The organism is Bacillus sp. 1021 (genome assembly GCF_014534735.1).
Taxonomy (GTDB): Bacteria; Bacillota; Bacilli; order Bacillales; family Bacillaceae; genus Bacillus; species Bacillus siamensis.
On sequence record NZ_JACVSR010000008.1, the window covers coordinates 1 to 19945 of the forward strand.

The following is a 19945-nucleotide window of genomic DNA, read 5'->3' on the forward strand; positions in this document are numbered from 1 at the left end:
CTTTCATTCAAGCGACTTTATTATTATATCTTATCAATCTCTTGAAGTCAATAACTTTTTAAATTTCTTTTTTTCGTCAGCGCCTTGTTTAGCGGCAACGAATAATAATATACCACCTCACAAATAATAGTGCAATAGTTTTTTAAAAGAAAATCAAAAAAGCTTTATGAACGGCTTGTTTCTAAAAAAGCGCCGTGCTGCGATATGCAGAAACGGCGCCTTCCCTTTTATTAGCGATGTCTCATTTGAGGGAATAATAAAACGTCTCTGATAGACGGAGCATTTGTTAACAGCATGACAAGGCGGTCGATGCCGATACCTAATCCTCCGGTCGGCGGCATGCCGTACTCAAGAGCTTCAACGAAGTCTTCATCCATCATATGCGCTTCATCGTTTCCTTCTTCTCTTTCTTTTAATTGCGCTTCAAAACGTTCTCTTTGGTCGATAGGGTCATTCAGCTCCGTAAATGCGTTAGCGTGCTCACGGCCGACGATAAACAACTCAAAACGGTCTGTAAAGCGCGGATCCTCAGGATTTTTCTTAGCAAGAGGCGAAATCTCTACAGGGTGGCCGTAAATAAATGTAGGCTGAATGAGTGTTTCTTCAATTTTTTGTTCGAAGAATTCATTGATGATATGGCCCACGGTCATTGAGTTTGCGATCTCGATACCATGTTCTTTTGCATGGCCGCGCGCTTCTTCAACAGTCATCTCATTCCAGAAATCTACGCCTGTAGCTTCTTTGACCGCATCTACCATATGGAGTCGTTTCCATTCAGGTTTCAGATCAATCTGCTCTTCACCGTACTGGATTGTGGTGCTTCCCAGCACTTCCTGCGCAATATGTGCAACGAGGTTTTCCGTCAGGCTCATAATGTCCTTATAATCAGCGTACGCTTCATACAGTTCGATCATCGTGAATTCAGGGTTGTGGCGTGTAGAAACACCTTCATTACGGAACACGCGTCCGATTTCGTAGACTTTTTCCAGCCCGCCGACAATCAGGCGTTTCAGATGAAGCTCAATCGCAATACGCATATAAAGAGGCATATCCAGCGCATTATGATGCGTGATGAACGGGCGCGCAGATGCCCCTCCCGGTATGCTGTGCATTGTAGGTGTTTCGACTTCTAAGTATCCATGGTCATCTAAGTATCTTCTCATCGCTTGGATGATTTTGCTGCGTGTGATAAACGTTTGTTTGCTGTCAGGGTTTACGATCAGGTCAAGATAGCGCTGACGGTAACGCTGTTCAACATCTTTTAATCCATGATATTTATCAGGAAGAGGACGCAGTGCTTTTGTCAGCAATTCAAAAGATGTCGCTTTGACAGACAGCTCACCTACGTTTGTTTTGAAAACTTTCCCGGTGATGCCGATAACGTCTCCGAGGTCTGAGGATTTAAAGATTTCATATTGTTCTTCGCCGACACTGTCTTTTCTTACGTAAATTTGAATTTGACCCTCTAAGTCCTGCAGATGGGCAAAGCCGGCTTTTCCTTTTCCGCGCTTTGTCATCATACGGCCTGCAATGGTAACTTCAATCGCTTTTTCTTCCAGTTCTTCTTTAGAAAGCTCTTGGTAGGCGTCAATGATCTGCTGAGATTGATGTGTTCTCTCGAAGCGTTCGCCGAAAGGATCAATGCCGTTTTCTCTCAGCTGGTTCATTTTATCGCGTCTGACTTGCAGCTGGTCGTTCAATTCCTCATGATTTTGCTCTTCTTGACTCATTGTTATCACTCCATTACAGATATTGTTTCATGAAAAAAGCAGAAAAACTGCCAGCACAAAACTAGCAGTGAGCAGCAAATAGAGGTGAGTATTATCCTACTTTTGCGTTTTGAAGCTCTTTCGTCTCAACTTCAACCGTAAATGCATCTAAAAGCTGTACAAACTCTTCTCTTGTCTCACATTGATTGATTTCATTGCGAACATTCGCATTGCCTTTTACGCCTTTCAAATACCATGCAGCGTGCTTTCTCATTTCTCTTACCGCTACCTTTTCACCTTTTAAGTTAATCAGGCGGTCAAGGTGCAGTTTGCATACTGACATTTTTTCACGGACTTTCGGTTCGTCTTTTAACTCACCGGTTTCAAGGTACTGAACTGTACGGTAAATCATCCACGGATTGCCGAGTGCGGCACGGCCGATCATGACTCCGTCAACACCGGTTTCCTCGAGCATGCGTTTCGCGTCCTGAGGCGTTTTGACATCGCCGTTTCCGATGACAGGAATAGAGACGGATTGCTTTACTTCTTTAATGATATCCCAGTTCGCAGTGCCTTCATACATTTGCACTCTTGTGCGTCCGTGCATCGCAACAGCTTTTCCGCCGGCGCGTTCAACAGCCTGGGCGTTTTTCACGGCATAAATGTGATCTTCATCCCAGCCCATTCTCATCTTCACTGTGACGGGCTTATCAACAGCATCTACTACTGCGGATACCATTTCATAAATTTTATTCGGATCGAGAAGCCATTTTGCTCCCGCGTCGCATTTTGTAATCTTCGGCACAGGGCATCCCATGTTAATATCAATAATATCAGCCGTCGTATTTTGATCGACAAACTTAGCCGCTTCTACAAGGGTTTCTTTCTTCCCTCCGAAAATCTGCAGGCTGAGAGGTTTTTCTCTCTCCTCGATGTAGAGCATTCCCATTGTTTTCGCGTTGTTGTACAGAATGGCTTTGTCACTGACCATTTCCGCACATACGAGTCCCGCTCCGAATTCTTTAACGGTAAGACGGAATGCGGCGTTGCAGACTCCGGCCATCGGAGCAAGAACCACTCTGTTTTTTAATTCAATATCACCGATTTTAAACACTATTCGTCCTCCTTTCCTGCATTTTCAGGCGGAGCCAATTCCTCCGCGCTTATATTTAAAGCATCAGCAGCGTCACGAATGATCGAAGCTGACGGCAAACGGTTTCCGCGTTCAATCTCGCCGAGAATGGAAACTGAAATACCTATCGCTTTTGCAAACCCTTCTTGAGTATACCCCTTCAGCTTTCTGAATGCACGAATTCGTCTACCCCAGATTTCTGCTTCCATACGCTTACACCTTCTTGGTTTGTTTCATCGCTTATCGTGATATGATCCGCATGCGGACAAATTTCTTTTAACGGCACAAGGACAAATAAGCGCTCGTACATTCTCGGATGCGGAACAACCAGCCGCTCTGTTTCAATATTTTCACGATTATACAGCAAAATGTCAAGGTCTGCCGTTCGCGGCCCCCAGCGGATTTCTCTCGTTCTGCCTAATTCAGCTTCAATGCTTTGCGTCACGTCAAGAAGTTCGAAAGGAGTCAATGACGTCTTCACTTCAACGGCCATATTGAGAAACTGATCTTGATCTTCATAACCCACGGGATCTGTTTCATATATGGAGGACACTTTCGACACCGTCACGCCATCATGCCGGCTGAGCATGGCCACTGCCCGCCGCAAGTAACGTTCACGGTCGCCCATGTTGGAGCCGAGACCGATATATGCCGTGTTGTTCATGATTTCGTTCTCGTCATTTCTATGGCTACTGATTTATAATGGCCGGGAATCGGCGGATCAGGCTTAACAACCTTTACCGTACATTGCCGCACCGGCTCAAATTTCTTAAGAACGGTGTCTGCGATCCGCTCCGCAAGCGTCTCGACCAAATTGACGGGTTCGCCCTCAACGATGCCGCGGCAGACACTGTACAGCTCCGCATAGTTAATCGTGTAAGAAAGGTCATCCGTTTGTCCCGCTTTGCTCAAGTCCAGTTCGGCAGTCAGGTCTACTTTGAAACGCTGGCCGAGTTTGTTTTCTTCTTCGAACACACCGTGATATCCGTAAAACTCCATACCTTCTACATATACTTTATCCATAATGCGCGCCTCCTTTGTTCAACATAGCATCCATCATCTTAGTCATTCTTGCGATCTCTTTGACATCATGCACCCTCACAATGTCGCAGCCTTTCTGAACGCCAAGGCATACTGTCGCCCCTGTCCCCTCGGCACGTTCCTCAGGAGGGAGGTCAAGCACATGGCCGATGAATCTTTTTCTTGATGTCGCCAGGAGCAGCGGATAACCTAACCCGCTGAACACTTCCAGCTTGTTCATGACAGCCAGATTGTCCTCATAGTTTTTCGCAAAGCCGATCCCCGGATCCAGAATCATATTTTCATCTGAAACGCCGGCGTCCGCGGCAATTTTTACGCTTTCCATTAAGTCTGCAAGCATATCAGGAATAAGATCGTTATAATTTCTTTCTTTTCGATTATGCATTAAGATAATCGGAACTCCGTGTTTGGCTGCTACCGGCGCCATGTCAGGGTCACCTTTCGCCCCCCAGATATCATTGATGATAGAGGCGCCCGCTTTCACCGCTTCGTCTGCCACGGACGCTTTGTACGTATCAATTGAAATCGGAACGTCCAGTTCGCTTGTGATCCGTTCTATAGCGGGGATTACACGTGACAGTTCTTCATCAGCCGACACGAGTGATGCGCCGGGCCTTGTCGATTCGCCGCCGATATCTATGATATGCGCCCCTTCTTCAGCCATCTTCGCCGCATGCAGAAGCGCTCTTTCCGTACTGTCGTATTTTCCGCCGTCAGAGAAGGAGTCTGGCGTTACATTTAAAATTCCCATAACGAGTGTCTTCTCCTTATAGGATAAAGCGCCTTTTTTTGTATGAATCAGTTTAGGCTGTTCAATCGTTTGCTGCGCCATTTTGTTCCTCCTCCTTTACATTCATTTTGTTTATTTCCTGCTGATACTGCTTACGGAGCAATTGCACCGTTTTTCCGCTCACTCCGGGCAGCGGCACTTCCTCTATTTTAAAAAACGGGATAATTTCAAGCACGGAGTTTGTCATCCACGCTTCATCCGCTTCAAGCATTGATTGAAAACGGAATCGGCCTTCGGCAACCTCTGTCCCCTGCCGTTTCAATTCATCAATGACAAACTGTCTCGTTACCCCGTCGAGAATGCCTGTATCCAAGGATGGCGTAAAGACCTTGTCTCCTTTTCGCCAAAACACATTGGAGACAATGCCTTCCGCGACATCTCCTTCTCGGGTCAGGAAAATCCCTTCAAGATTCGGATCATTGCCGATTTCTTGTTTAGCATACATATTGTTTAAATAGTGATGGGACTTTAACCGAAAAGATCCTTCAGGCGTATTTCTCCGGACAGAGAGAAGTTTGCCTTCTTTTTCAAGAGGCAAAGCTTCCGGATTAAGCCGGCTGACGAAACAAAGGACGGTCGGCTTTTCATAAGTCTGGGCGGTAAATCCTTTATCACTGACGCCTGCCGAGACGTTAAGCCGGACACGCGCGCTGCCGTCTTTGATGTCATTGAGGAGCAACAGGCTTGCAAGCATATCAAGCAGCTCCTGTTTATTCACCTCGTACGCAATCTGCAAATCCCGAAGCGCCCTGTTGAGCCTGGCGACATGCGCATCCGACAAAAACGGCCGGCCGTTATAAAGCCTGAACGTCTCAAACGCGCCGATCCCGTACAGATAACCATGGTCAAAAGGAGAAAGCGCCGCTTCTTTCTCCTCTATATATTGACCATTCAAATATATAATCACACCGTCACTTCCTTCTTACGGTGTGTCTCAATAAAGTTTCTGAGCATCTCTTTGCCGAAGGAGGTCATGATGGATTCCGGATGGAACTGAACACCTTCAACAGGCAGCTCATTATGGCGGATTGCCATAATTTCTCCTTCTTTGGTTTGAGCGGATACCGTAAAGCAGTCCGGCAATGTGTCCGCTTTAACAATAAGCGAGTGGTACCGGGTGGCGACCAACGGATTTTGCAGGCCTTTAAAAATCGTCTGTCCGTCATGCATAATGTCTGACGTTTTGCCGTGCATGAGCCGCTCCGCTCTGACGACATCTCCTCCGAACACTTGTGCGATCGACTGATGTCCGAGACATACGCCGAAAATAGGAATGCTGCCGGCAAAATGTTTGATGGCCTCAAGGCTGATCCCCGCTTCATCCGGACTGCACGGCCCAGGTGAAATCATCAAGAAATCCGGCGCCAGCTCTTCTATCTCTTCAATCGTAATCCCGTCATTCCGTCTGACGATCAGTTCCTCCCCCAGCTCACCCAAATATTGAACCAAGTTGTACGTAAATGAATCATAATTGTCAATCATTAAAATCATCTCTGCTCACCTCATCTAATTTTTTGTCTCTTCTTCGCTCAGCTCTAACGCCTTTTTCATGGCAAAAGCTTTTTTGAACGATTCCTTGTATTCGTGCTTCGGAACCGAGTCAATGACCACTCCTGCTCCGGACTGCATAAAAGCATGTCCGCCGGCTGCATAGATCGTCCGGATCACAATGTTAAATTGCAAATCTCCGTTGAATCCGAACCAGCCTATAGATCCAGTATAAAGCCCCCGTCTTGTCGGCTCAAGCTCTTCTATAATTTCCATCGTTCTCACTTTGGGTGCTCCGGTGATGGTGCCACCCGGGAAAACCGCATGAATAATGTCTGTCGCGTCATATCCGTCCTGCAGCTCCCCCTGTACATTTGACACGATATGCATGACGTGCGAATATTTTTCGATCGCCATAAACTCGTTAACCCGCACGGAGCCGTAGCGCGATACGCGACCGAGATCATTGCGCTCCAGATCAACAAGCATGACGTGTTCCGCACGTTCTTTCTCGTTGTGAATTAATTCATCAGCCAGCGCCTTGTCTTCTGCATCGTCTTTTCCTCTTGAACGCGTACCCGCGATCGGTCTTGTTTCAAGCTTCTTCCCCTTTTTCGTCACCAATAGCTCCGGCGACCCGCATATCACTTGAAAACCCGGTGTCTCAAGATAAGCCATGTAAGGAGACGGGTTGACGTTTCTCAAATGTTTATACACCTCATACGGGTGAACGGATAAGGATTGGGATTGCCTGATGGACAGATTAACCTGAAACACATCGCCGCTCGCGATATATTGCTTAATTTGTTCTACGGCCTGTGAAAATCCTTCTTCAGTGAACGGAGCGGCATACGATCCGTCTCCTTCCCGGCTCAGCGGAGAAAAAGGCTCGTCCCGCGTTTGACGGGAGCGCCACATATCCTCTAATCCGGACAGCTTTGCTTCCGCAAGCTCCGCTTCTTCCGCTTCGGTATGGGTAATGAGCCATAACGCCTCAGCCTCATGGTCGAAAACGGCCACATCATCAAAAACGAGAAAGTATATATCAGGTGTTTCCAAATCATCTAAAGACAGCATTTTAAAATTCTCAATGTATCGGGCATAGTCGTAACTGATAAATCCAATCGCGCCGCCTTGAAAATCCGGGAACTCATAATTGGTTTGCGTCCCAAGCGTCTCAAACCAATCATGAAAAGCCCGCAGCGGGTCACCTTCTTTAAACAGCGTTTCCCCTTCATGCTTGATCGTTGTGATTCCGTCTTTCCCTCTGACGGACGCAATCGGATCTAGACCGGCTATACTGAATCTTCCTCCTCTCGCGCTTTCGAGCAGAACATGCCGTTTTCTCGATTTCGAAAGGTTTTCATATTGCTGTAAAAATGCTTGCTTCGTAAAAGGTATCTTTCTTCCTGCCGGTCTGCGTTGTGCCATCGTATCAATCCTCTGCTTCGTTTTTCTGTAGTTTTATTTTAAAGCAATCATACTGGTGAAAAAAGTGAATTTCTCTTCCAACCATAAAATTCGAAACGTTTTTTGGATTTTCGATGCTTCAGGCACAAAAAAACTCCCGGATACAGCCGGGAGCCGTGTGTATGTCTCTATTCAAACTGATAAAGCGGGGTGCTTAAGTAACGTTCTCCATTACTAGGGATGATCGCAAGCACTTTCTTGCCTTTACCCAGTTTTTTCGCGATTTCCAGCGCCGCGTAAATGGCCGCTCCGGAAGAAATACCGCCGAGAATCCCTTCTTCTTTTGCCGTTTTACGGGCATATTCAAATGCATCCTCATTTTTCACGGGAATGATCTGATCATAGATGTCCGTATTCAATGTTTCAGGGACAAAACCCGCTCCGATACCCTGAATTTTATGCGGACCCGGTTTTCCGCCAGAAAGAACTGGAGAATCCGCCGGCTCTACCGCATAGATTTTGATGGATGGATATGCTTCTTTCAGCACTTCACCCGCTCCCGTGATGGTTCCGCCCGTCCCGATACCGGCCACGAACGCATCAAGCTGGTCGTCTCCAAACTGTTCGACAATTTCTTTCCCAGTCGTTTGGCGGTGAATTTCCGGGTTTGCCGCATTGTTGAATTGCTGAGGCACAAAATAGCCGTGTTCCTCTGCAAGCTCCTCCGCCTTTTTAATGGCGCCCTTCATTCCTTCTGCGCCGGGAGTCAGCACAAGCTCTGCTCCGTATGCGCGCAGCAGATTGCGTCGCTCCATGCTCATCGTATCAGGCATAACGAGAATGGCTCTGAGACCTTTTGCCGCTGCCACCATCGCAAGACCGATTCCTGTATTTCCGCTTGTCGGTTCAATGATTGTGTCGCCGGCTTTTAATTTGCCTTCTTTTTCAGCCGCTTCAATCATCGCTGCTCCGATACGGTCTTTTACGCTGCTGCCCGGATTCATGTATTCAAGCTTCAGATATACATCTGCGCTGTTTTCATCCGTCAGGCGATTCAATTTCACAATAGGAGTATTTCCGATTAGTTCAGTAATAGAATTTGCAATACGCACCATGTTGGACACCTCAATTTCCGACTAAATTTATTGGTATTATAAATATAAGTTATCAATTTCAAAATTTTTTGTCAATCATTTAGTTCTTTTTTCCCCGTAGAACCAAGAGACTCCCGCCTCTTTCCACAGCGTTTTGACTGTCGCCTTATCACCTAATTGATCCATCGCGATCTGACGTCTGATTTGGCTCTTCACTTCATTATATGAGAAAGTTCTCGCCTTAAGCTTTTCTTTCAGCTGAATGACGGCGTATCCTGAAGAAACTTTAATCGGTTCAGCGGACCATTCATTTTCTTTGAGATTTTTGGCTTCTGTGATATATGCCTGCGGGATATTCTCCTGGTTTTCCGTGACAAAGCCGAGGTCTCCGCCATACTGAGACGTGTATCTGTCAGTGGAACGCTCTGCGGCGACGGCTTCAAAGCTGGAACCGCCTTTCAAATCAGCAAGCACCCTGTCCGCTTCTTCTTTGCTTTTGACGACGATGTGCCGGATTCTGTAAGAATCATCGAATTGATACAGTTCTTTATTTTTATTATAAAATGATTGCATTTCCTTATCCGATATATCGATGTCCTTCGTCAGCAGTTCCTCAAGAAGAATGTTGTAGCGGATCTGGTCTTTCCATTCGTTTTCCGTAATATGATCGTCTTCATAAAATGAATTATTCACCGCTTTGATTAAAAGAAATTCACGTTCCAATTCGCTGTTTGAAACTGTGAGTTTATTCTTTTTCGCAAGCTCTTCCACTACTTGTGTATTAATCATGTCTTCCAAGGTTGATTTTCCGTATTGGTCTTCCATCTTTTTCATCCAGTCCTGCCGCGTGATATGTTTATCACCGATTGTCGCGATGAATTCTTCAGATGACCCTGCAGCTTGGGATTTTGTTAAATGATACGCGATTGCCGCGCTGCATACTAACAGCGCCGCTACAATAATCGTCAAAAGTGTTCTCGGTTTCAAAATCTACCCCATCCCTTTTTTAAAATAGAACAACCCGCTAAAGAGCTAGCGGGTTGTTTCGTCACGAAGCTCTTCCAGTTCTTCTTTTGTAAATAAATATTTCTCATTACAAAAATGGCAAACCGCTTCGGCTTTTCCGTCTTCTTCTATCATATCTTGTATTTCTTTTTTGCCTAGTCCTAAAATGGCTGCTTCGAAACGATCTTTAGAACAAGAACAGTGAAATTTGACCGGCATATTCTCAAGTACATCCGGTTTCTGGCCCAGTACTTCTTCTAAAATTTCTTCCGGTGTCAGGCCTTTTTGAATCAATTTTGAAATCGGTTCGATTTGAGATAATTGCTTTTCAATTGTTGAAATGGTTTCTTCATCAGTCCCCGGAAGAAGCTGAATAATGAACCCGCCGGCAGCGAGAATCGTGTTATCAGGATTCACAAGCACTCCTACACCGACAGATGAAGGGACTTGTTCAGAAGAAACAAGGTAGTATGTGAAGTCGTCACCGAGTTCACCTGAGACAATTTCTACTTGTCCCGTAAAATAATCACGCAAGCCTAAATCTTTTACGACACTAAGTGTTCCATCCGTTCCTACCGCCCGTCTCACATCCAGTTTTCCCTGCTCATTGAGGTCAAAGTGAACGTGCGGATTTGATACGTATGCTCTGACTTCGCCCTTTGCATTCGCATCTGCGATGATGGCACCGATCGGCCCGCCGCCTTCTATTTTGACGGTCAGCTTATCTTCACCCTTCATCATCGCTCCGAGCATCAGAGACGCTGTCATCGTCCGGCCGATTGCGGCTGATGCCGTCGGCCATGTGTCATGCCTTCTTTGCGCTTCATTTACCATATCAGTCGTTCTTGCTGCATAAGCCCGAACTTTACCGTCATATGCAATTGCTTTAATTAAATAATCCATTGTTTACCTCCTATACGTGACCCACGCGATTTCGCTCATAAATGATTTCCAGCCCTTTTAAAGTAAGAAACGGGTCAACAACATCAATACAGTCTGATTCATTTGCGATTAATGATGCAAGACCGCCTGTCGCAATGACTTTCGGTTCTTGTTTGGCCTGCCATTTCATCCGCTTTACAATGCCTTCTACTTGTCCGACATAGCCGAAAAGGATGCCGGACTGCATGGCGCTCACCGTGTTTTTGCCGATGATATTGTCCGGTCGGGCGATTTCAATTCTCGGAAGCTTGGCCGCGCGTGAGTACAGCGCTTCCGTTGAAATCGTAATGCCGGGAGCTATCGCGCCGCCCATATATTGTTTGTTTTCATCAATGTAGCAATACGTCGTCGCCGTTCCGAAGTCGACGACAATTAAGGGGCCGCCATACTGATGAATCGCCGCAACGGCATTGACAATCCTGTCTGCTCCCACTTCTTTCGGATTGTCATATTTTATATTTAAACCTGTTTTCATCCCCGGGCCGACAACCTGCGGCTCGATGTGAAAGTATTTTGTGCACATTCTTTCTAAAGAGAACATAATCGGCGGCACCACGGATGAGATGATAATTCCTTCGATCTGTTCAAACATGAGTCCGGAATGTTCAAATAAGGAGCGGAGCAGCATGCCGAATTCGTCTTCTGTTTTGTGTCTGCTCGTTTCTACACGCCAATGATATTCTAATTCACCATCATGATATACACCAATCACGGTGTTGGTGTTCCCCACATCTATAACCAGTAACAACCTCTATCACCACTTTTGAATAGTTTCTAATCATAACTTTTTCAACATTCTACAATACCATACACGATCTGCGGCTCTTTTGTAAACAAAACGGAACCAGCAAAAAAACCGCCGGTATATGCCGGCGGTTTTCATATCGGAAAGCGAACTATTCTTTCGGTTCGTCTTTCTTTTCGTCTTCTGTTTTAGACAGAATGTTTACTTTCACATCGTCTTTTTGAAGATGGTCATCTGAGAAATTGCGCTCTGGGAGTTTTCCATGATCCACGAGATGCTTGATTTGTTCCGCATCTAATGTTTCCACATCTAGCAATGTCTGAGCAATCAATTCAAGCTTATCGCGATTTTCAGTCAGGATGGTTTTCGCACGCTCATAACATTCTTTAATGATGCGCTGAATTTCCTGATCGATTTCGTAAGCGATCTGATCACTGTAGTTTTGCTCGTTGTTGAAATCCCGGCCCAGGAATACTTGACCGCCTTGAGATTGACCGAACTGGAGCGGTCCGAGTTTTTCTGACATACCGAACTCCGTCACCATTCTTCTGGCAATGCTCGTTGCCCGCTGGAAGTCATTGTGAGCCCCGGTGCTGACTTCGCCGAAAATAATCTCTTCGGCAACGCGTCCGCCCAGAAGACCGACAATTTTGTCGAGAAGCTCAGGTTTTGTCTGGAAGTAGCGGTCTTCTCTCGGAAGCATGACCGCGTATCCGCCTGCCTGCCCCCTCGGAACAATCGTTACTTTATGAACCATATCGGCTTCATCCAGCACAAGTCCGATAACGGTGTGACCGCCCTCGTGGTATGCCACGATATTGCGTTCTTTTTTCGAGATGACGCGGCTCTTCTTCGCAGGACCTGCAATGACACGGTCCGTTGCTTCATCAATGTCGCGCATATCAATTTTCTTCTTGTTTTGACGGGCAGCAACAAGTGCCGCTTCGTTAAGAAGGTTTTCTAAATCTGCGCCTGAGAAACCAGGTGTTCTTGAAGCGATTGCTTTTAAGTTCACCGTCTCATCAAGCGGTTTGTTTCTCGCATGGACCTGCAATACGGCTTCACGGCCGATGACATCCGGACGGTCTACCGTAATCTGACGGTCAAAACGTCCCGGACGGAGCAATGCAGGGTCAAGAATGTCCGCACGGTTTGTCGCAGCGATAATAATGATTCCTTCATTCGCACTGAAACCGTCCATCTCAACAAGCAGCTGGTTCAGCGTCTGTTCGCGTTCATCATGCCCGCCGCCAAGACCGGCGCCGCGCTGACGTCCTACCGCGTCGATCTCATCAATGAAGATCAGGCAAGGCGCATTCTTTTTCGCATTTTCGAATAAATCACGCACACGGGAAGCACCGACACCGACAAACATTTCAACGAAGTCAGATCCGCTGATGCTGAAGAAAGGAACGCCAGCTTCACCGGCTGAGGCTCTCGCAAGCAATGTTTTACCGGTTCCCGGAGGTCCGACCAGCAGCACGCCTTTAGGAATTCTGGCGCCAAGCTCGGCGAATTTGCGGGGATCTTTCAGAAACTCAACAACCTCAACAAGCTCCTGCTTCTCCTCATCCGCGCCGGCTACATCTTTAAACTTCACGCGTTTCTTTTCTTCCGTATACAGCTTCGCTTTGCTCTTTCCGAAGTTCATGACACGGCTTCCGCCGCCCTGAGCCTGATTGAGCAGGAAGAAAAACAGAATAAAGATGATGACAAACGGAATGATCGTCGTTAAGAACGTCACCCACCCGCTTGTTTCCTGTGCGGGATCAACTTTTACGTCCGTCTTTTTAATTGCGTCAAATATCTGGTCTGCTCCTTTTCCTTCAGGAACATGTGTTAAAAAGTACTGGTCTTTGTCGTATTTTTTCAGCTGTCCTTTTACCTCATAAACACCTCTGACAGGCTGAACCGATACGCTATCAACTTTCCCTTCATCGAGGTTCTTGATAAACGTACTGTACGACATATTTTCTGTCTTCGGGTTTGAAGTCTGGAAGTAACTCACAACCCCGATTACTACTAATAAAATAAGTAAATAAAAAATGGTATTACGGAAGACCCGATTCATTCCTTACCTCCTCCCACAGTAAGCACAACTATGTTCAATAGTACCATAGAAAATCATTCCAATACAACCGATAACCATCTCGGAAGCAGGCAGCCGATCAGCTTTCATAAATCGCCGGTTTCAACACTCCGATGTAAGGCAGATTGCGATAGCGTTCGGCATAATCAAGTCCGTAACCCACAACAAACGCGTCAGGAACTTCAAAGCCTACGAAGTCTGCTTTAATGTCCGCTTTTCTTCCGCTTGGTTTATCCAATAGGGTAACAATCTTAATTGATTTCGCTTTACGATATCGGAAGAGTTCTACGAGATAGCTCAAGGTTAACCCACTGTCGATAATATCTTCAATGATTAAGATGTCCCGGCCTTCTACAGATGTATCCAAATCTTTGATGATTTTGACTTCTCCGGAAGAAACCGTGGAATTTCCGTAGCTTGATACATCCATGAAGTCCATTTCCAAATATGTATCAATATGCTTTATAAGATCAGCCATAAAAGGGAGCGCTCCCTTTAACACACCGATTGCCAACGGAAACGTGTCGCTGTACTCGCTTGTTAATTGTTCTCCAAGCTGTTTTACTTTCTGCTGGATCTCATCTTCTGAAATCAGCACTTTTTCGATATCTTGTTTCATGTTAATGCTTGCCCCCTACACTTTTCATGCTGTCTATATTGTAATACAATGCGGTCACTGTTTGAAATCACAAGATTGTCAAAGATGGATTTTTTCAAGCCAGGCAGCCAGATAATTTCACCGCTTGCATCCGTTACAATCGGCCATTCGTCCCGATCACGCAGAGGCAGTTTATGATCAATAAATATATCTTTTACCTTTTTCGAGCCATTCATCCCTTTAAGTTTGATCCGGTCGCCGATTTTTCTCGTCCGGATTGTTAAAGGAAATTGCACCTTGTTTCTGCTTGTTATAAAAACAGCATTCCCATTTTTGATATGAGGGTCGGCTTGATCGGAAACCTCTATCATAAAGCCGTTGGGCAGAACAGCAGTCTCACCTTCTGCTCCTTGCAGCTGCAGCTCAAAGGGAATCTTTTCACATTGCCATTGTTCAAATGTAAACAAACATGTCTGATATGATTTGACCACCTTCAGCCCTTTCGGAAAATCAAGCACTCCTGAGGCGCTTCCGTTTTCTGCCCATTCAAGAAACTGCTGGATATGGCGGGCGGAAAACGACGATGGAACGTTTTCATAAAGATAGTTTAATATTAGTTGAACTCCTCTTCTTTGTAAAGGTATCGGAAGGGCAAGCAATTGAGAGGAATTGACTTCAACTGATGTGTCAGACTTGCTTGTAATAACCTTATTCATTCGTTCTTTCGTTAATGACTGCAAGTATTGTTCGTCTTCTGTCAGTGCTTCACTCACTTTTTGAAACATTTTATGAACGTCAGGTGATTCTTGTTTTAAAAAAGGAAGCACGGTCTTTCTGAATCTGTTTCTTGTATAATCGTCTTTTGTGTTGCTCTCATCCGTTCTGTAGGACAGCCCTTCTTGACGGCAGTATTCAAGAATTTCATCTTTTGCCGTATAGAGGAAAGGTCTGATCAGCAGGCCGGATGCAAATTCGCGGACAGGCTGCATTCCCGCAAGCCCCGCCCCGAGCGTACCTTTCGCAAGCCTCATGAGCATTGTCTCAACTTGGTCGTCGCCGTGATGAGCCAGCGCTAAAAACTTTGCTTCGTGTTTTGCCATCAGCTCTTTAAAAAACTGATATCTGCAATCACGCGCGGCAGCCTGCTTGTTCAGCTTATTCTTCCTTGCATATGCGGAAACATCAATCTGTACCGCTTCGCAAAGGATGTGTTCCGCCTCGCAATATGACTGCACAAACTTCATATCTTCTTCAGATTCAGATCCTCTGAACTGATGGTCGACATGCGCCGCAATGATAACGGAGGAATGCCCGAAGTGCTTATTCAGCAGACTGAGAAGCGCCATTGAATCAGGGCCTCCGGAGACTCCGGCAATAATCGTTTCTCCCTCCGCCTGAAGATGATATGTTTTGAAAAAATCTTCCACGCTTTTCACAATGTCCCCCTCACGATGAGCAGGTTTTTTAAAGATATACATATCCTATCACTTTCATTCCCTCCAAGCAAAGAAGAAGCATGAACATCGGCGTCCGGCCGGCATTAGATGAGAAAAAAGACGATGTAAGCGAAATAAAGGGCGAGAACGCTGATTAGAATAAGTGTTGTTTCAAACAAACCATTGTGTTTTGCGGGCTTTTGTTTTGGTTTATACCGCGTCTGAGAAACAGTGCCCTGCCGCGGTTTCGCCTGCTGCGGCTTAGGCTTGGCGGCGGTTTTCCTTTTGCCGCCCGTGCTCTGCCCCGCCGTCAGGATGTCATGTTTCATCGCTTCAGCTGACGGATATTGCCCGTTTAAAGCAGAAAACAGAACCTTCTTATACTTATTCAAAAACGGGTGGCCTTCAATAATAGAACGAAGCTGTTCTTTCGGCTGTCCTGTCTTTTTGCACTCTTTCTTCTGAACACAGTGGATCATGATCATAGCTGCAGCAAACAGGTCATAGGATGGTTCCGCTTTTCTTGTTCCATACCCCCAATAGCCCCTGTCGTAAAACTCCGTATACTCTTTAATCGCGCGCCCCTGTTTTGTCGTTCCCCCTACATCAATGCAGCGAATGGCAGCCGGAGGACCGGTTACAATGAGGTTTTCCGGCTTGAGGTCGCCAAAGACCCATCCTTGCTGATGAAGGACAGACAGACTGGAAAGAAGCTGCACCATCAGCACCGGAATCCACTCCGTTCCCTTACTGCTGATATATTGCGGAAGAAGCGGCCCTTCTATGTACTCCATCACGTAAAAAGAGACATTTTTATTCAGTTGCGGTATAAAGGCATCATCCGCATCAAAAAAAGAAGGCCCCATCGTTTGCGACCGGGCCTTTGAAAAGGATTTTAAGACATTCACTTCAGAGGTAACAGACATGCTGTCGCTGCTTATTTTCAAAGCGACATGTCCGCCTGATGCTTCTGCCAGATATACAATACCGTTAGCCCCTTTGCCAAGCTGTTTGAGCAATCTGTAGGATTTGCCGTTCCACTTGCCTTGGATTTCCGTTCCCGGTGCCAGACTACATGCCAAACTCGTTAAAGCGTCGTTCATCATCTGCCAACATGCTCCTTCTTGAGCGGATTCTTTCAAACTGCTGCGCCGCTTCCCGGATAGCGGGGCCCGTAGGGGTGATACCGCCGGTTGACAGCTTCGCAAAGAGAGCGGAAAGCGATTCAAGCTTCGGCGTCCAATTCAGCACAAGCTCAACTTCCTGGCTTTTCCCGGGAAATATACACATGGCAAATTCATTGTGACCGGCCCGGGAATTTAAACTGATGGAAAGATCAATCAGCGCTTCTTTCACCGTCGGCAGTTTCGGCGCCATACTCGCACTCGTATCAACCAGCACAAGCACTTGCAGATGAACCGTTTCGCCGAGTTCATCAACCACTTCCATTACTTCGCCGCGTTTTTCCGGAGAAAGTTCTTCCATTTCAACGTTTTTCCCTAAAATTTGTTTAAGCTCTTGATTGACGACACCTTGAAGTGTCTGGGTCATTGCTTTTTTTGTCACCATTTGAACCGTTTGAGACAATTGAGACGCATACACAACTTGATGGACGCCGCCTCCGGCCATGGCGATCCCTTCAACTTCCTTCATTGCCTCTTGGTCAATCGCGTTTTCTTCCATAATTCCTATAACATTCACCGTAATCCCCTGCTCCTTGGCGAAAGCCGCCATTGCGATCGGGTCTTCACCATGATTGGAGCAGCCATCTGTAATCAGCAGAACTTGATTTAAATGTCCCTTATTCACATTCATTCCTCCCGGTGATACGATTAGTCCCATCTTCGCCAGAAGGAATGTGATTTATACGAAAGGATTAAGAAATCTCCTTATTATTTTGGAAAACCGCCGGCACCGGTATGGATGCCCATTTCGGTGTATTGTGGTCAATCCGGACGACAACGACCGTCATATCGTCTTCGATTTGGCCCGCACGTGTTCTGATGACCTCTTCCATTAATATATCAGCGATTTCCTGCGGGTCTTCGGTTTTCAGCCCTTTCATTTTCCGTTTCATCCACAGGTCGTGGTTCTCTACGTGCTTCGGCCCTTCAAAAATACCGTCACTCATCATGACGAGCAGATCTCCCGCTTTCAGCTGTTCACTTACGACCTCCACATCAAATTCATTGATGATGCCGATCGGCAGATTGCTGGCCTGCACTTTCATGACTTGATCTCCCCGTTTGATAAAACTCGGCGTTGAACCGACCTTCAAAAATTTACAGCTTGCATCCTGAAGATCAATGATAGAAAGATCGAGAGTTGAGTAGATTTCATCTGTCGTCCGTAAAGACAGAATGCTGTTGATCGTTTTGATCGCGATTTTTTCATCAATCCCCGATTCGAGTATTTTTTCGAGAAGTTTAATCGTTTCATTGCTCTCATAATGGGCCCTCGCCCCATTGCCCATGCCGTCGCTGATCGCGGCCGCATACTTTCTCGCCCCCAGTTCCATCATGCTGTAGCTGTCGCCGGAGACAAGGCCCCCTCCTTTTGCCGCGTGAGCCGCGCCTGTCGATACCCGGTAAGACTTGGTCGAACCGAACGCGACATGGCTGTAGCCATTCGGATGAGCCGAGTGCTGTTCGCTTTTGACAAGTATCTGCTCCTCAAGAATGTCAGACAGCATCGGAGCGATAATTTTCTCACTCTCGCCGTGCCCTCCGCTGAACGGGATTGTCATTTCAATATCAATATTGCCCTGCTCCAAGCTGTATATCTCGACATGCTGAATCTCGATTCCGAAATGCTGAAGCGCCTCTATCATTTGTTCTTCCTGAATAAAATGCTGCTCCCTCTCCCGTTTTATTTCCCGAGAAAAGTCCGCCATGACCTCAGAAACCCCCAATAACTGCTCCGCAACAAGCCTTCTGCTGTCCTGAACTTTTCTCTTCAGGGTCAGATGGGCGTGATGATGGGCAAGTTCGTCTTCAATCAGCTCTTCCACCTGTCTGGATTTGGAACAGTGCTGCTGAAACTCCTTTTTTAATCTGCGGTTTGAGGCATACTGTTTTTCCTCTGTTTCATGCATAACTTGTTTCATTAAATCATATGTTTTATCAAAGTTTTGAACCCAGCATTTGCTTTTCTTATAACAGGATTGGCAGGAATGCTCGGTGATTTTGCTTAAAAAGAGATCCACTTCCCCTTCTTCAGCCTGCTCATCGGAAGACGTCTGATGAAAGGTGGCGAAGCTCTCCGACAAGGCATGAAACACATTGGAGAACTGATCTACTTTCTGGGCAGTGACATCTCTGATTTTTCTCGCGTACTGCTGCTGTTCCTGACTGTGCTCAGCAGTGCCCGGTATGTATCGCGCCACCTTTTTCGTAATCGATTGGGGCGTAATTAAAAACAAGGCAACCGCAATCAAAGATTCGTAAAGGGTGGTCATTAACCCGGCAGACCCTTCTCCATATAATGAAATCAGCAGTGAGCCGATCACCAATCCGACTGCGGCTCCGGCTTTCTTGCCTTCCTTCAGCAGTCCGCCAAGAAGCCCGGAAAACGCAAGCAGACTCATTTGATAGAGATTGCCGATATTCGCAAGCCCGAGAATCAGCCCGGTCACAACACCGACAGTACAGCCGATGCTTGCTCCGCCGACAAAGGAAAAACTCAAAACGACATAACGGGCCAGTATATGTTCGGCCTGCATTCCCTGAAACGAAACGCCGGCAAGACCGGTTAAAACGGATGCGATCAAGATCATAAAACAGATGATTTCTTCTATTTTTAATGATTGTTTCACTTTTTTGATCGTGAAGATCGGCAGGCTTTGCAAAAAGATCAGCGTCAAAATAAAGGCCAAGCCAGCCTCGACAACAGCCATCACATAGTCATAAGTGGTAAAAGCGCCGCTATCAAAATATACAAAACCGATTCTCGCGGCAGCCATAGAGAAAAACACCACGATCGGCAGCATCTTCACCCGGTCCTGCATGATATATGTACCGATTTTTGAAAATAGAGTAAAGACGGCTAAAGCTGTGAGAATCAGCAAAGAGTGTTTCGGCGAAATGGTTAACGCGCCTGCAAGCAATGACAGACAAGCATAGAAGGCTTTATCTCTTCTGATCAAAAGCATCGCCCCGAAAAACGGCAGCGCAAACGGAAGAACCTCAGATAATATAAAAGCCCGTCCAAGCAGAAAACCGATCACGACATAAATGAAACCCTTATAGAAAAAAAGTGAATGCGCCTGATGAACCGCAAGCTTTGCAGCCTTTTCAAAAAACGATTGCAGTTTTTCCAGAGCTTGTCCCGCCATCGGTCCGTTCACTCTTCTTTCCGCTTTTTCCATTGCTCTCATCCCCCACCTGTTTTATTCGTTGCTTGTCATTATAAATGAAAGCACAGATAGGATTTTGTCAAAAGAAGGTAACAATTCCAAAGAACTCTTC

At 46.2% G+C, this 19945-nt stretch carries 19 protein-coding genes; all 19 read right to left on the minus strand.

From position 1 onward, the window contains the following. Positions 1-230: 230 nt before the first annotated feature. The 19 genes from lysS to spoIIE all read right to left on the minus strand — a co-directional run bounded on the left by lysS (position 231) and on the right by spoIIE (position 19845). Positions 231-1730 (minus strand): lysine--tRNA ligase, encoded by a 1500-nt coding sequence (gene lysS / locus ICW23_RS18225; protein WP_188154897.1) that lies wholly within the window; start codon positions 1728-1730, stop codon positions 231-233. A 91-nt stretch (positions 1731-1821) separates the two neighbouring features. Next, the gene (dusB, locus tag ICW23_RS18230) at positions 1822-2823 is read right to left on the minus strand and encodes a tRNA dihydrouridine synthase DusB (RefSeq protein ID WP_016936548.1); all 1002 of its coding nucleotides are present in this window, start codon (positions 2821-2823) and stop codon (positions 1822-1824) included. After that, positions 2823-3050: a helix-turn-helix domain-containing protein gene (locus ICW23_RS18235; RefSeq protein WP_016936547.1), complete on the minus strand. Its 228-nt coding sequence runs from the start codon at positions 3048-3050 to the stop codon at positions 2823-2825. The genes dusB and ICW23_RS18235 overlap by 1 nt, the downstream gene beginning before the upstream one ends. Then, positions 3002-3505 (minus strand): 2-amino-4-hydroxy-6-hydroxymethyldihydropteridine diphosphokinase, encoded by a 504-nt coding sequence (gene folK, locus ICW23_RS18240; protein WP_188154898.1) that lies wholly within the window; start codon positions 3503-3505, stop codon positions 3002-3004. Before folK ends, ICW23_RS18235 begins: the two co-directional genes overlap by 49 nt. Then, positions 3502-3864, minus strand: coding sequence for a dihydroneopterin aldolase (gene folB / locus ICW23_RS18245; protein WP_045926517.1), 363 nt, complete (start codon positions 3862-3864; stop codon positions 3502-3504). The genes folK and folB overlap by 4 nt, the downstream gene beginning before the upstream one ends. Then, complete coding sequence (gene folP, locus ICW23_RS18250) at positions 3857-4714, minus strand: dihydropteroate synthase (protein WP_016936544.1); 858 nt, start codon at positions 4712-4714, stop codon at positions 3857-3859. Before folP ends, folB begins: the two co-directional genes overlap by 8 nt. Beyond that, positions 4695-5579: an aminodeoxychorismate lyase gene (gene pabC / locus ICW23_RS18255; RefSeq protein WP_016936543.1), complete on the minus strand. Its 885-nt coding sequence runs from the start codon at positions 5577-5579 to the stop codon at positions 4695-4697. The genes folP and pabC overlap by 20 nt, the downstream gene beginning before the upstream one ends. Then, positions 5576-6163 carry an aminodeoxychorismate/anthranilate synthase component II gene (gene pabA / locus ICW23_RS18260; protein ID WP_016936542.1) on the minus strand — a complete coding sequence of 196 codons (588 nt, stop codon included), beginning with the start codon at positions 6161-6163 and terminating at the stop codon, positions 5576-5578. Before pabA ends, pabC begins: the two co-directional genes overlap by 4 nt. A 15-nt stretch (positions 6164-6178) precedes the next feature. After that, positions 6179-7591, minus strand: a complete 1413-nt coding sequence (gene pabB, locus ICW23_RS18265; RefSeq protein WP_188154899.1) for an aminodeoxychorismate synthase, component I — start codon at positions 7589-7591, stop codon at positions 6179-6181. Between the two features lie 167 nt (positions 7592-7758). Beyond that, entirely contained in the window at positions 7759-8685 is a 927-nt protein-coding gene (cysK, locus tag ICW23_RS18270; RefSeq protein WP_004264603.1) for a cysteine synthase A, read from the minus strand. Between the two features lie 75 nt (positions 8686-8760). Next, positions 8761-9651 carry a peptidyl-prolyl cis-trans isomerase gene (locus ICW23_RS18275; RefSeq protein ID WP_188154900.1) on the minus strand — a complete coding sequence of 297 codons (891 nt, stop codon included), beginning with the start codon at positions 9649-9651 and terminating at the stop codon, positions 8761-8763. A gap of 45 nt (positions 9652-9696) precedes the next feature. Next, complete coding sequence (gene hslO, locus ICW23_RS18280) at positions 9697-10572, minus strand: Hsp33 family molecular chaperone HslO (RefSeq protein WP_188154901.1); 876 nt, start codon at positions 10570-10572, stop codon at positions 9697-9699. A 10-nt stretch (positions 10573-10582) separates the two neighbouring features. Next, on the minus strand, positions 10583-11359 hold the full coding sequence (locus tag ICW23_RS18285; protein ID WP_016936538.1) for a type III pantothenate kinase: 777 nt from the start codon (positions 11357-11359) through the stop codon (positions 10583-10585). 148 nt (positions 11360-11507) lie between these two features. Further along, complete coding sequence (gene ftsH, locus ICW23_RS18290) at positions 11508-13427, minus strand: ATP-dependent zinc metalloprotease FtsH (RefSeq protein WP_007615201.1); 1920 nt, start codon at positions 13425-13427, stop codon at positions 11508-11510. 97 nt (positions 13428-13524) lie between these two features. Next, entirely contained in the window at positions 13525-14064 is a 540-nt protein-coding gene (gene hpt / locus ICW23_RS18295) for a hypoxanthine phosphoribosyltransferase (RefSeq protein WP_004264611.1), read from the minus strand. Then, positions 14061-15479 carry a tRNA lysidine(34) synthetase TilS gene (gene tilS / locus ICW23_RS18300; protein ID WP_188154902.1) on the minus strand — a complete coding sequence of 473 codons (1419 nt, stop codon included), beginning with the start codon at positions 15477-15479 and terminating at the stop codon, positions 14061-14063. The genes hpt and tilS overlap by 4 nt, the downstream gene beginning before the upstream one ends. A gap of 104 nt (positions 15480-15583) precedes the next feature. Then, positions 15584-16585 (minus strand): protein kinase domain-containing protein, encoded by a 1002-nt coding sequence (locus ICW23_RS18305; protein WP_099744555.1) that lies wholly within the window; start codon positions 16583-16585, stop codon positions 15584-15586. Then, positions 16551-17288, minus strand: a complete 738-nt coding sequence (locus ICW23_RS18310; RefSeq protein ID WP_045926512.1) for a vWA domain-containing protein — start codon at positions 17286-17288, stop codon at positions 16551-16553. Before ICW23_RS18310 ends, ICW23_RS18305 begins: the two co-directional genes overlap by 35 nt. Before the next feature lie 67 nt (positions 17289-17355). Then, positions 17356-19845: a stage II sporulation protein E gene (gene spoIIE / locus ICW23_RS18315; protein WP_060963765.1), complete on the minus strand. Its 2490-nt coding sequence runs from the start codon at positions 19843-19845 to the stop codon at positions 17356-17358. Positions 19846-19945 lie beyond the last annotated feature (100 nt).